Origin of the sequence: Acidovorax sp. GBBC 1281 (assembly GCF_028473645.1) — a bacterium.
Lineage (GTDB): Bacteria > Pseudomonadota > Gammaproteobacteria > Burkholderiales > Burkholderiaceae_C > Paracidovorax.
In genome coordinates this window covers 2,676,980-2,689,586 of record NZ_CP097269.1, presented here as the reverse complement: position 1 = coordinate 2,689,586, position 12,607 = coordinate 2,676,980, and the positions used below count along the sequence as shown (strand labels likewise).

10 protein-coding genes and 1 pseudogene are annotated in these 12,607 nt (G+C 63.8%); 8 read left to right on the top strand and 3 right to left on the bottom strand.

The genetic code is table 11. The features are described from left to right. Nucleotides 1-534 precede the first annotated feature (534 nt). The 8 genes from M5C96_RS12465 (at nucleotide 535) to M5C96_RS12430 (ending at nucleotide 10,401) form a co-directional block, all read left to right on the top strand. Nucleotides 535-1,860, top strand: a complete 1,326-nt coding sequence (locus tag M5C96_RS12465; RefSeq protein WP_272569407.1) for a hemolysin family protein — start codon at nucleotides 535-537, stop codon at nucleotides 1,858-1,860. Nucleotides 1,861-2,115: 255 nt separating this feature from the next. Beyond that, nucleotides 2,116-2,472, top strand: a complete 357-nt coding sequence (locus M5C96_RS12460) for a hypothetical protein (protein WP_272569405.1) — start codon at nucleotides 2,116-2,118, stop codon at nucleotides 2,470-2,472. 124 nt (nucleotides 2,473-2,596) lie between these two features. Further along, entirely contained in the window at nucleotides 2,597-3,892 is a 1,296-nt protein-coding gene (locus tag M5C96_RS12455; protein ID WP_336297898.1) for a TolC family protein, read from the top strand. Further along, complete coding sequence (locus M5C96_RS12450) at nucleotides 3,889-4,521, top strand: hypothetical protein (RefSeq protein WP_272569404.1); 633 nt, start codon at nucleotides 3,889-3,891, stop codon at nucleotides 4,519-4,521. The genes M5C96_RS12455 and M5C96_RS12450 overlap by 4 nt, the downstream gene beginning before the upstream one ends. Nucleotides 4,522-4,553: 32 nt before the next feature. After that, entirely contained in the window at nucleotides 4,554-5,684 is a 1,131-nt protein-coding gene (locus tag M5C96_RS12445; RefSeq protein ID WP_272569403.1) for an efflux RND transporter periplasmic adaptor subunit, read from the top strand. Nucleotides 5,685-5,698: 14 nt separating this feature from the next. Then, complete coding sequence (locus tag M5C96_RS12440; RefSeq protein ID WP_272569402.1) at nucleotides 5,699-8,842, top strand: efflux RND transporter permease subunit; 3,144 nt, start codon at nucleotides 5,699-5,701, stop codon at nucleotides 8,840-8,842. A 100-nt stretch (nucleotides 8,843-8,942) separates the two neighbouring features. Next, nucleotides 8,943-9,338, top strand: coding sequence for a hypothetical protein (locus M5C96_RS12435; RefSeq protein WP_442867378.1), 396 nt, complete (start codon nucleotides 8,943-8,945; stop codon nucleotides 9,336-9,338). A gap of 7 nt (nucleotides 9,339-9,345) precedes the next feature. Then, nucleotides 9,346-10,401, top strand: coding sequence for a DMT family transporter (locus M5C96_RS12430; protein WP_272569401.1), 1,056 nt, complete (start codon nucleotides 9,346-9,348; stop codon nucleotides 10,399-10,401). A gap of 412 nt (nucleotides 10,402-10,813) precedes the next feature. Here M5C96_RS12430 and M5C96_RS12425 read toward each other — a convergent pair whose 3' ends face one another. The 3 genes and pseudogenes from M5C96_RS12425 to M5C96_RS12415 all read right to left on the bottom strand — a co-directional run bounded on the left by M5C96_RS12425 (nucleotide 10,814) and on the right by M5C96_RS12415 (nucleotide 12,591). Next, nucleotides 10,814-11,242, bottom strand: a complete 429-nt coding sequence (locus M5C96_RS12425; RefSeq protein WP_272569400.1) for a hypothetical protein — start codon at nucleotides 11,240-11,242, stop codon at nucleotides 10,814-10,816. Next, a pseudogene (locus M5C96_RS12420) lies at nucleotides 11,239-11,349 on the bottom strand (chromate resistance protein ChrB domain-containing protein); the annotation flags it as partial. The gene M5C96_RS12425 and the pseudogene M5C96_RS12420, both read right to left, overlap by 4 nt. Before the next feature lie 39 nt (nucleotides 11,350-11,388). After that, on the bottom strand, nucleotides 11,389-12,591 hold the full coding sequence (locus M5C96_RS12415) for a chromate transporter (protein ID WP_272569398.1): 1,203 nt from the start codon (nucleotides 12,589-12,591) through the stop codon (nucleotides 11,389-11,391). Nucleotides 12,592-12,607 lie beyond the last annotated feature (16 nt).

The following is a 12,607-nucleotide window of genomic DNA, read 5'->3' as shown; positions in this document are numbered from 1 at the left end:
CATTGCGGTTCTGATTTTCCACTTTCTCCTGTGCGTGGGGTTTTCTGCTGCCGGTTTGAATCCGGCATTTACGCTCTCTCACGACCAAGGGCCGACTGAGCACAGTCTGAATGCTGGATCAGGGATCCCCGTCGCATTCTCCGATGCGGACGATCACGCCTTGATGGACGACAAGGGTGAACTTCCAGACCAGTTGGAGCCGCGCGCTCCGCTCACCTCGTACACTGCCAATCCTGTCGCCGCGGTCCCACTGCGCATAAACAAAGCGCCATCCGCGATCAAGGATCCCCCTCACAAACCGCCGAAGGTGTCAGGCCTCGTCGCTTGATCATCTGCGCGCGCAGGTAACGCGCGGGGCCACATGTCACACGGCCCCCTATGCCATTGGTCAGCTGCAACCACCTGGGCGTCGCCCCAGCGAATGCTTGCGCGCTGAATCAATCACCACTTCCGTTTGAATTCCCTCGGTACAGGCATTGCTGTTCACGCATGCATCTGTGGATGCGCCAGTACCTAACCTCAAAGAACTCCATCATGGAAATTGCCATACTTTTCGCCTTGATCCTCCTGAACGGATTGTTTGCCATGTCAGAGATCGCTCTGGTCACGGCCCGCAAAGTCCGGTTGCAAAAGCTGATTGATGAGGGCGATAGCGGCGCTGCCGCTGCCGTGAAGCTGGGTGAAGACCCCACGCGTTTTCTCTCCACCATCCAGATCGGCATCACGTCCATCGGCGTGCTCAACGGTATCGTCGGCGAGGCCGCGCTGGCTGCGCCGCTGGCATCGTGGCTCTACTCGCTGGGCATGCCCCAGCCCTACGGCAACTATGCCGCCACCGGCTTGGTGGTGGTACTGATCACGTACTTCTCGATCGTGGTGGGCGAACTGGTGCCCAAGCGCATCGGCCAGTCGTACCCCGAGACCTTTGCCCGCCTGGTGGCGCGGCCCATCAACTTCCTGGCGCTGGCGACCAAGCCGTTCGTGCTGCTGCTGTCCACGTCCACGCGCACGCTGCTGCGCCTCTTGGGCGTGAAGGAAACCAGCGGCAGCCCGGTGACCGAAGAAGAGATCCACGCCATGCTCGTGGAAGGCACGACGGCCGGTGTGATCGAGTCGCACGAGCACACCATGGTGCGCAACGTGTTCCGGCTGGACGACCGCCAGATCGGGTCGCTGATGGTGCCGCGCGGGGATGTGGTGTGTCTGGACATCGATGCCCCGTTTGAAGACAACCTCCGACGCATCGAAGAATCCGACCACGCGCGCTTCCCGGTCGTGCGCGGCGGCATGGCCAACATCCTGGGGGTGATCAACGCACGCCAGTGGCTGTCCCGCACCTTGCGCGACAAGGCGCGCGGCGGATTGGCCGACCAGCCGCTGCAGACGGCCCTGTACGTGCCTGAAACCATCACCGGCATGGAACTGCTGGATAACTTCCGCCTGTCGGACGTGCACATGGCGTTTGTGATCGACGAGTACGGCGAGGTGCAGGGCATCGTGACGCTGCAGGACCTCATCGAGGCCATTACCGGCGAGTTCCAGCCGCGCGACCCCGAGACCTCGTGGGCGCTGCAGCGCGAGGACGGCAGCTGGCTGCTGGACGGCCATATCCCCGTGCCAGAGCTGAAGGACCGCCTGAACCTGGACACGGTGCCCGAAGAAGAGCGCGGCCGCTACCACACGCTCAGCGGCATGGTGATGCTGCTCACTGGGTCCTTGCCAGGGGTGACGAACAGTGTGGAATGGGAAGGCTGGAAGCTGGAGGTGGTGGACATGGATGGCAAGACCATCGACAAAATTTTGGCCACACGCCTTTCCCAGAAAGATAGGTCCGATATCTCGCCGGGGACTCCATCGTGACGCTGCAGTGGGCCCGCGCTCACGCGCTGCCTGGCTCTTGCGGCGAATCGCCAACTCGCTGGCGTATTGCGTTCGCAGTGTTGGCGATGACCGCTGGAGCCGCCTGTATGGAGGGCTACCGCACTAGTGAAGCGGCGCCCTCGGCACATGCCTGTACGGTCTAGGTACACCAAGTACCGGATGTGGGTTTCTGGAAGGGAACCGCAGTCTGCGGCTATCATTGCGACCAGTTCTCAATCGCCTGCTAACCATTCAATGCGCCGACTGCTCGCAGTCATTTTGCTGCTCTCCTTCTTCTGCCAGGCCTTCGCAACGGCCCGCCAGACGGTCGCGTTCGACCATGAAGGAGGTTTTCAGGTGGCACACGCCGAGATGCATTTGGAAGGTGCCGCGCACCATCATGACGAAGATGGTGTGATGCACCAGGACGACTCCCAGGAGTCGATTCAGCACATGCTGGCAGAAGCAGGGCCAGGGACCGCAGCACTTTTTCACTTCCCCCAGCTGTCGCTTCCCCTCGACGGCTCGCCCGCACCGGCCGTCTCCGCCGAATCCGTCACCCCGTCCCCCTATCTGGACGGTTTGCGACGACCTCCCCGACTGATTTCCTGATCCACCCATAGCGCCTCGCTTTCCACACGAAAGCGAGGTTGTTCATCGGTGCGGTAGACCTTGTCGATCAGGCGCTTATGCGTCAACGATCCTGGTGTACCGCCTTTGATCGGTCAGGAATCACGTGATTTTTGTTCATTCCGGGCTTTCGGTGCGTTACGCCGCAGGCTGCGCTCTGAGTTGCGCCCTCGTTGGTGCTGCTTTTGCGCAGTCCAACACCGCCCCATTGCTTTCAACCACTGCATCGCCAGTGGCTCCCACACTGGCGCAAGCGGTGGAGGCCGCATGGCAGCGTGCCGCGCAGGCAAGAGAAGCCGAGGGCCAGACACAGAGGGCTGCTGCCGAGCGGTTAGCTATTTCCAGCCCGTGGGCGGCTCCCCCGGCACTGGAGTTGTCCTACCGAGATGACCGTTGGCAAACGTCGGCTGGACGCCGGGAGGCCGAGGTCGGCCTGGCTTGGCCACTGTGGTTGCCTGGACAGCGCACTGCCCGTGGCGCGGCTGTCAATGCGGACGTAGATCTGTCCCAAGCTGCCGTTCAAGCGGGGCGCTTGCATTTCGCCGGGCTGGTACGCGAAGCCGCCTGGGGCATTGCCGCCCAAAAGGCCGAGGCCGACCTGGCGGACGCCCAGGTGCGATCTCTGCAGGATATCTCCGAGGACGTGCGCCGCCGTGTCAAAGCGGGAGATCTGGCCCATGCGGATGGGCTTGCAGCCCAGTCAGAGGCACTGGCTGCGCAGTCCGCGCAGCTGACAGCTCGCCAACGCCTGAACGCCAGTGCGATGCAATGGACGACGCTGACAGGTTTGGCCCTGGTGCCTGACCTTGCGCAGGCCAATGCCTCACCAGACGCCGCCGCAGGCTCCTCCGATTCTCGGGAGTTTTCCGTTGAAACGCACCCAGACGCGCGTGTCGCGGCACTGGCGGTGGAACGTGCTCGCAAGCGACTGGATGTGGTGACCGCCACACGGCGCGATCCCCCTGAGCTTTTGCTGCGCATCCGGCAAGAAACCCCCGGCCGGGGCGAGTCGGCGCAAAACAGCATCGGGGTCGGTTTGCGGATTCCTCTGGGCACAGCGAGTCGGAACCAGCCGCTGCAGGCGGCTGCACTGAGCGAGCTGGACGTAGCGCTGACCACGAAACAGCGAACCGATGAGCGTCTGGCTGCTGACGCCGCGATGGCACAGGCTGCGGTGCACACGGCCGAGCAGCAATGGGAGGCTGATCGCCAGCGCTCGGTACTGCTGCGAGAGCGTGCCGCCCTCATCGACCGGTCTTTCAAGGCTGGAGAAACCCCGCTGCCGGAGTTGTTGCGCGCGTTCGCAGCCGCTACCCAGGCCGAGGCCAGTTTCGCGCGCCAGCAAGCGGCACTGGGCCTGGCCCGTGCCCGTCTCCAGCAATCTCTCGGAATCCTTCCATGAACCCCTTGAATCTATTCCCCTCCCGTTACCGCAGCCCATTGCTGGGTGCGGGCTTTGCCGTGCTGGTGCTGACAAACACGACTGCCTTCGCCTCACCAGGGGCACACGGGCCCAACGGCGAGCATCTGGATGCAGCCACCCAAGCAGGAGCCAACAGCGGCCCGGTGCCCAGTTTTGAGGCCCGCTCGGAGGCTTTCGAGTTGGTAGGCCGACTGCAGGGTGGAGAGCTTTCCATCCTGATCAACCGTTTTGCCACCAACGAACCCGTGCTCAACGCCACGGTTGAAGTGGAGAGCGGGAATCTCAAGGCGCCAGCCAAGTTCCATGCGGACATGGGGGACTACGCCATCGACGACGCCAACATGCTCAAGGCGCTGGCCGCGCCCGGCGATCACCCCATGGTGGTGAGCGTTCTCGCAGGCAATGACACCGACCTGCTGGATGGCACGCTCACCGTGGCAGGCGCAGCGACCGATGCCAACGGCCATGCTCACGATGACGGCCACGCCCACGGGCCGTCCCGCACCGTCTGGCTCGCTTTGGCGTTGGCCGTCCTGGCAGCTGTCGGTTGGTTCTTCGGGCGCAAGCCCAAGGCTGCAGGGACTTCGCCCCAGGGAGGCGCGCTGTGACCTATCCCCTTGCACAAACAAAGGCAACTGGCATGCGTTACGTCCTCGGCCTGTCCGCCATCGCGCTCATCACGGCGGTGTTTACATCGTCTGCCAGCGCGGCGCCGGGGGCTCATGGCCCCAATGGTGAACACCTGGACGCACCCACGGCGGTCAGTGCATCCGGGTTGATGCGTTTGCCGGACGGCAGTGTCAACGTTCCGATGCTCGCCCAGCGGCGCCTGGGCATCCGCACGCAACTGAGCCCGGAAACCCAGGCCGCAGCCACCATCGAGTTGCCAGGCCGGGTGGTCGTGGACCCCAATGCGAGCGGTCGTGTCCAGGCGGTCCATGGGGGACGCATCGAAGCGGGACCGCGTGGACTACCGGTTGCCGGACAGACCGTGCGGCAGGGCGAGGTGCTGGCCTATGTGGCCCACCACGCCGAGCCCTATGCCCTGGCCAACCAGCAGGCCCAGCAGGCCGAGTTGCGCAGTAGCCGGGAGCTGGCTGCACAGCGGGTGCAGCGGCTGCAGTCCCTTGAAGGCACGGTGCCGCGCAAGGAGATCGAGGCCGCACGTGCCGAGCTGCAGAGCCTCACGGCGCGCGAGAAGAGCATTGGAGCGAGCCTGGCCGCCCGAGAGCCCTTGCTGGCTCCGGTGTCCGGCGTGATTGCCAGGGCCGATGTGACCAAAGGCCAGGTGGTCGAGGCCCGCGAAGTCTTGTTCGAGGTGATTGACCCGGCACGCGTGCTGGTGGAGGCCACCACGGCCGACCCGGGCTTGCCCACGCGCACCGGCCAGGCCCACTTGCAAGGGGTGTCTGGCGTCAAGCTGCAGCTGATCGGCGCTGCGCGCAGCCTGCGTGATGGGGTCCTGCCGATGACTTTCAGGGCCGTCTCGGAGCCATCGGGCACAGCCTTGCCGCTGGCGGTCGGACAGCCCGTCACCGTCGTGGCCTCGCTGACCGAGCAGGTCAAGGGCTTTGTCCTGCCTGCGCAGGCCATCGTGCGCAACAGTGCCAACGAACCGGTGGTCTGGATCAAGTCCGGTGCGGAGCGCTACATTCCCCAGCCGGTGCAGTACCGGTCCCTGGACGCCGCCACGGTGGTCGTCACACAGGGCCTGGGTGCTGACAACCGCGTCGTGGTGCAAGGCGCACCGCTGATCGCACAGATCCGCTGAACGGAGCCCACGCCATGTTCAATTGGATCGTAAGGAACAGCCTTCACAACCGCCTGTTCGTCCTGGCGGTCGCGGCGCTGCTGATGGTCTATGGGGCCATCACCGCATGGCGCACGCCGGTCGATGTGTTTCCCGACCTCAACAAACCCTTGGTCACCGTACTGACGGAAGCCGGAGGTATGGCACCCGAAGAGGTCGAGCAACTGGTGACCTTCCCCCTGGAGACCGCGCTCAACGGCATGCCGGGTGTCACGCGGGTTCGCTCCACATCGGGGGTGGGCCTGTCCATTCTCTATGCCGAGTTCGATTGGGGGACCGACATCTACCGCAACCGCCAGCTCGTGGCCGAGCGCCTGGCGCTGGTGCGGGAGCAGCTCCCGGGAGGCATCACGCCGGTCATGGGGCCGGTGTCTTCCATCATGGGCGAAGTCATGCTCATCGCGCTGCCCTTGACGGCAGGCGATGGCAAAGCTGCTGCGGCAACGCCCATGCAGGCCCGCGAGTACGCGGACTTCGTGCTGCGCCCAAGACTGCTGTCGATCCCCGGGGTGTCCCAGGTCATCCCCATCGGGGGCGAGATGCGCCAGTTGCGGGTCGAGCCGGACACGGCGCGCATGGCGCAGTTCGGGGTGACGTTGACGCAGATCGAGCAGGCCCTTCGCGGCTTTGCCGGGAATGCGGGAGGCGGGTTCATCGACCTCAACAGCCGTGAATTCCTCATCCGCCACATCGGCCGTACCAGCCGCGTGGGGGACCTGCAGGGCGTGGCCGTGGCCTGGAAGGACGGCCGGGCCATCTTGCTGGAACAGGTGGCCAATGTCCGGTTCGCTGCAGCCATGAAGCGTGGCGATGCCGGATACAGCGGCGTGCCTGCCGTCATCGTCAGCGTGCAAAAGCAGCCAGCGGCCGATACCGTGAAGCTCACCCACGCCATCGAAGCGGCATTGGGGGATCTCAAACAAGGACTGCCTGTAGGGTTGGCCGCTCCGAAGGTGTTGTTTCGCCAGGCGGACTTCATCGAGGCGTCCATCGGAAATGTGACCGAGGCTTTGCGCGATGGCGCCATCATGGTGGCCATCGTGCTGTTCGCCTTCCTGCTGTCCGCACGAACCACGTTGATCTCGCTGGTGGCGATTCCCCTGTCGCTGGCCGTGACGGCCATGGTGTTCCGGCTCCTCGACCAGTCCATCAACGTCATGACCTTGGGCGGCCTGGCCATTGCCATTGGCGAACTGGTGGACGATGCGGTGGTGGACGTGGAGAACATCCTGCGCAGGCTCAAGCAAAACCGTGCCCAGGGCAATCCGCTGTCCATGCTGGAAGTCGTGCGCCGGGCAAGCGTCGAAGTCCGCTCGGGCATCGTCTACGCCACCGCCATCGTGGTGCTGGTGTTTGTGCCACTGTTTGCGCTGCCAGGCATCGAAGGTCGCTTGTTCACGCCTCTGGGCATCGCCTACATCGTGTCGGTGCTGGCATCGATGCTGGTCTCGATGACGGTGACACCTGTGCTGTGCCTTTACCTGTTGCCGGGGATGAAACGGTTGGACCACGGTGACAGTACCCTGGTCGCCTGGCTCAAACGGCGGGATGCGCAGGTGCTGGGGTGGTCGTTTCCACGCGCCAAGGTATTGATGGCAATTGCTGCCCTGGCAGTGGCTGCGACCGCTGCCAGTGTTCCGTTTTTTCCGCGCGCCTTCCTGCCGGCGTTCAATGAAGGCTCGCTGGTGCTGGGCATGGTGTTCAACCCGGGCACGGCGCTGGCGGAGGCCAATCGCATGGGAGCATTGGCCGAGACGCTGATCGCAGAGGTCCCTGAGGTCACCCAGGTCGGGCGCCGCACAGGGCGCGCCGAGCTGGATGAGCATGCCGAAGGCGTGCACTCTGCCGAGATCGATGTGGACCTGAAGCGGTCCACCCGGGACCGAGAGGCCGTGATGGCGGATATCCGGGCCCGCCTGGCCGTCCTTCCCGCCCAGGTGGCCATTGGCCAGCCTATCTCCCACCGCCTGGATCACCTCTTGTCAGGGGTGCGGGCGCAGATCACACTCAAGATCTTCGGCGACGACACGGACACCCTGCGTGGCCTGGCTGAGCAGATGCGCCAGGGACTCTCGGGCGTTCCAGGGGTCGTGGACCTGACGGTGGAAAAGCAGGTACTGATTCCCCAGATCACGGTACGGCTGGACCACCGCAAGGCCGCGCAGGTTGGCCTGTCTCCGGGCGAAGCCGTGCGGGTATTACAAGCGCTGACGGACGGTGCCCATGGTGCGCAGATCGTGGACGGCCTGCGCCGCTATGAACTGGTGCTGCGCCTGCCAGATGGCAAACGCAGCCCGCAGGATCTGGCGCGCACACTGATCGACACGCCAGCGGGGCAGATCCCGGTATCAGCCATCGCCACGGTCCAGGAAACCGATGGCCCCAACCAGATCGGCCGAGAAAACGGTCGTCGGCGCATCGTGGTCTATGCCAACACGGACGGCTCCGACATGGGCCGTGTCATTTCCGACATTCGTGCGGTGATGGCCAAGGCACCATTGCCACCAGGCACCTTCCTGAGTCTGGAGGGTCAGTTCCAGGCCCAGGAGCAAGCCATGCAACTGATCGTTGGCCTGTCGCTGGTGTCTTTGGCGATGATCTTTCTCGTTCTGTATGTGCGCTACAAGTCTGCGGTCCTGGCCGGAATCATCATGGCCAACATTCCGCTTGCGCTGATCGGTAGCGTGGCAGCGATGTGGCTCGCGGGAGTGAGCCTGTCCGTGGCCTCCATGGTGGGCTTCATCACGCTGGCGGGTATCGCCACGCGCAACGGGATTTTGAAGGTCAGCCACTACATCAACCTGTGCAAGTTCGAGGGTGAGACCTTCGGCCAGGCCATGATCGTGCGCGGCTCGCTGGAGCGGTTGACTCCGGTGCTGATGACCGCGCTGGTGGCGGCCTTTGCGCTGACCCCGCTGCTGCTGGCAGCTGATGCGCCTGGCAAGGAGATCCTGCACCCGGTGGCGGTCGTGATCTTTGGCGGGCTTGTCAGCTCGACCTTGCTGGATACCCTGCTCACGCCCGTGATGTTCTGGCTTTTCGGTGAAAGCGCCACCCAGCGATTGATTGAGGGCAGCGCGCCAGTTGAAATCGAAGCTCCAGGCCAGGAGGCCTTCTGATCGCAGGGCACAGATAAACGCCCTCCAACCTCTCGATAGGCCTTGGCGCGCTGCCTTTTGAAGCGCGCCGGTGAAACAAACCCAACCGAAGGAAACTCAAATGATCATGAAAAAACACTTCTCCCAACTGATGACTGCGGCCGCAATCGTGATGGCCTCTCTGGCCGGCACCTCGGCGGCCATGGCCCACGGTGCGGCAGAGCCCGCGCACGGCGGCGTGGTACAGACCGCCTCCGATCTGTCGTTTGAGCTGGTCGCCACGGGTGATGGCGCGGCCATCTACATCGTGAACCACGACGAGGATGCAGATGCCTCCAAGTTTGGCGGCAAGGTCACCGTGCTCAATGGCACCGAAAAGACTGAGGCGCCCCTGGCATCAGCGGGTGGCAACAAGCTGGAGGCCAAGGGCGTGAAGGTGGTCAAGGGAACAAAGGTGGTTGCACTGATCACGACCCACAGCAAAAAGACGGTCACTGTTCGATTCACGGTGAAGTAAGGCACGCATGGCACGCGAATCTCTGTCCCTGCCGGCTTTGCGAGGCGGGCTGCTGGCCTTGCTGGCCGCCGCTTTGTTCGGCATCAGCACCCCCATGGTCCAGCGGCTGGGTGCAGGGCTGGGAGCGTTCACGACGGCCGCGCTGCTGTATGCAGGGGCGGCTGTTGTCGGTGCCTTGTCCCTGCGAACGGCCGCCCACGAGGCCAGGTTGCAGAGATCCGATGCCTGGCGCCTCATCGCCATGGCAGGGTTCGGCGCCGCCCTGGGCCCTGTCGCCTTGTCCTGGGGCCTGCAACACACGAGCGGCGCCAGCGCATCGCTCATGCTCACGCTGGAAGCTCTGTTCACCGCCACGCTGGCGTGGTGGCTGTATAGCGAAACCATGGATCGCCGCGTTTGGGCCGCCATGCTTCTTTTGCTGGCAGGGGGTATGGCCTTGGTCATGGACCAGGGCCTGCAGGGCGGTACGCAGTTGCTCGGTCTGCTGGCCGTGCTGCTAGCCACCGTGGCCTGGGGCGTGGACAACACCCTGTCCCGGGGATTGGCCGAACGCGACCCCAGCCAGGTCGTGATGGCCAAGGCGTCGCTGGGAGCCGCTGCGACAGCCTGTCTTGCCATGGTGTCAGGAGAGCCTTTGCCTTCCCTGACGGCAGCTGTAGGGCTCTTTGCCGTGGGGGCCACGGGGTATGGCTTGAGTCTTCGGTTCTACCTTCTGGCGCAGCGGGCTTTTGGTGCGGCGCGGACTGGCTCCGTGTTCGCCTTTGCGCCTTTCATCGGTGCGGCTGTAGCGTTCGGCTTCGGTGAGCGATCTGCAGGGTGGTTGATGCTGCTCGGAGGGCTTTTGATGCTCGCGGGGGTGCTGCTGCATTTGGCCGAGAGCCACGGGCATGAACACACGCATGAGCCGATGGAGCATGAGCATGCCCACCGTCATGACGATGGACACCATTCGCATTCACATGAAGTGATGCCCACGGGTAGCCATAGCCATGTTCACTTCCACGAACCGGTGACCCATGCCCATCCCCATGCGCCGGATGTCCACCACCAGCACAGGCATTGAGCCGACCGGATGTGGCGAGACGCTCGTAAGGGAATCGTGATGGTGAAGAAAACGATGCCTTCGCTGGTTGCGGCGTTGGCATCCCTGATGATTTCGGGCTGCAGCACCCCGGTCTACGAGAATCGATTCGCTTGGAACGAAGGCTGGAGAATCGGCAAAGTGACCAAGTTGATCCCAGCAGATGCATTCTTGAAGATGGGCGCCTCTCGCTGCAGACAAATGGATCTCGGTCCCACCGACCAGGTTGCAGTCATCCGATGGCGGCAAATCACCCGAGCCCGTGGGCACTTCGCCAGAGTGGACCCGGGCTCTAGCATCGCCGTGGGCGACGAGGTTTACTTCAATGCCTCGGACTGCAACCAACCACAGATGGTCCGCAAGAGTCCCCATGGGCCCGAGACGGGACGCGACCTTAGACGCTGATGAGATCTTTCACCGGGCCTGTGGCGCCAAGCCGTTCCTGACCGTACCCGCGTACACCATGCTCCCCTGCATCACGGTACTGCAGTTCGTCCCCCATACGCACCACGTCAAAACAAACAGGGGACTCCTTGCTGATCTCGGGCAGCAAGAGGCACCGTTGATTGTTCTGTGCGCAACAGCGTCCACTGCGTGTGCGGCCATTATCCGAACGCTCCAGGCGGCCATCCAGACGGTAGTTATGCCCCCAGTGGCGCCCGTTGGTGACATGGTGCCCGCGCACCGTGGAGCGAATCTGCGCCGTCGTGAGTTTGGTTTCAGGAGGCGCTGCGCACGCCAAGGGCACCAGCATTCCGTACAGGAAATGCGCCCACAGCTCCCTGGTGAAGCGGCAAGGCCGCCGTGCATTACCCACGGTCATGCCGCCATGCTCGGGGGCCAACCATGGATTTCTGCGTGGCAGGATTGGCCCCAAGCATAGAGCGCGTCGTACATCACCACGCCATGCGCGATCATCTCGTGGTCATCATTTGGTAGTTCATGTGGTTCTCGTTCAGATGGCCGGGGTCAGGCGTGGGCAACCAGCGGGTAGACGGCCAGGCCAATCAAGGCGGCGGCAAGCACCACCGCAGGCTCGGGCAGCTTCTTGAACCGCCAGAGCACCGCGGCGCTGGCGAGAAACAGCGCAGCGGTGGTCAGGTCCACGATGGACCGCTGGCCCAGTACCACCACCGCGCCGGTAATCGCGCCCACGGCTGCGGCAGTGACGCCATCCACGAACGCGATCACGCCGGGGTGTTTCCCGTGCTTCTTGAAGTACGGCGCCGGGATCACGGTGAGCAGGTAGCAGGGCAGAAAGGTCGCAGCCGCAGCAACAACCGCGCCCCAAAATCCGCTCGTCAGGAAGCCGATGAACCCAGTGGTAATGACGACCGGTCCTGGGGTGATCATGGCCACGGCCACCGCATCCACGAACTGGCGGTCCGTCAGCCATGCGTACTCCTTGACCACGCCGCCGTACAGGAACGGCACGATGGCCAGGCCGCTGCCGAAGACGAAGGCGCCCGCATAGGTGAAGTACGCGGCAATCTGCCCCAGCTTGTGCCAATCGAGATTCTCCAGGCTGAGTGCCCCGGTGATAGGGGCGACCCACGCCATGCTGTGAAGCTGGCCGCCGGTGCGCTTCAAGGGGCCGCGCATAGCCCATACCAGAAGACCCGCGACCAAAAAGACCCAGATCACCTCGGACTGCGTGACGATGGTCACGCCTGCGCTCACCAGGTAGATGGCCCACAGCAGTCTGTCTTTGCCCACGCTCTTGGTGGTGAGCTTGTAGGCGCTCAAGGCAATGATGCCGATGACGGACGCGCCCACGCCGTAGAAAACCGCCTGCATCCAGGAGATGCCGCCGTAGGCCTTGTAGGCGGCACCCAGCGCAACCACCATCACGAACGACGGCAATACGAACGCCAGACCGACCAGCGTCGCGCCCCACAGGCGGAAATGCACATACCCCAGGTAGATGGCCAGCTGCGCCGCCAGGGGGCCCGGCATGAGCTGGGCCAGGGCCATGCCTTCCTTGTAGTCGGCGTCCGAAATCCAGCCGCGTTGCTCCACCAGATCGCGGTACATGTAGCCGACCAGTGCCACGGGGCCACCAAAGCCCAGCGTGCCCAGGCGCAGCATGTACAGCACCAGTTGCCACAGCGGGTAAACAGGAGCACCTGCAGCGCTGGCATCGGGCGCTTCCGCTACCTTGAGATCGTTCATGTTCATTCCTGAGGTG

Bases quoted from the DNA above. Each gene is read 5' to 3' on its own strand.
- M5C96_RS12435 (WP_442867378.1), top strand. From the start codon at position 8,943: ATGATCATGAAAAAACACTTCTCCCAACTGATGACTGCGGCCGCAATC.
- M5C96_RS12430 (WP_272569401.1), top strand. From the start codon at position 9,346: ATGGCACGCGAATCTCTGTCCCTGCCGGCTTTGCGAGGCGGGCTGCTG.
- M5C96_RS12465 (WP_272569407.1), top strand. From the start codon at position 535: ATGGAAATTGCCATACTTTTCGCCTTGATCCTCCTGAACGGATTGTTT.
- M5C96_RS12425 (WP_272569400.1), bottom strand. From the start codon at position 11,242: ATGACCGTGGGTAATGCACGGCGGCCTTGCCGCTTCACCAGGGAGCTG.
- M5C96_RS12440 (WP_272569402.1), top strand. From the start codon at position 5,699: ATGTTCAATTGGATCGTAAGGAACAGCCTTCACAACCGCCTGTTCGTC.
- M5C96_RS12415 (WP_272569398.1), bottom strand. From the start codon at position 12,591: ATGAACGATCTCAAGGTAGCGGAAGCGCCCGATGCCAGCGCTGCAGGT.
- M5C96_RS12450 (WP_272569404.1), top strand. From the start codon at position 3,889: ATGAACCCCTTGAATCTATTCCCCTCCCGTTACCGCAGCCCATTGCTG.
- M5C96_RS12460 (WP_272569405.1), top strand. From the start codon at position 2,116: ATGCGCCGACTGCTCGCAGTCATTTTGCTGCTCTCCTTCTTCTGCCAG.
- M5C96_RS12445 (WP_272569403.1), top strand. From the start codon at position 4,554: ATGCGTTACGTCCTCGGCCTGTCCGCCATCGCGCTCATCACGGCGGTG.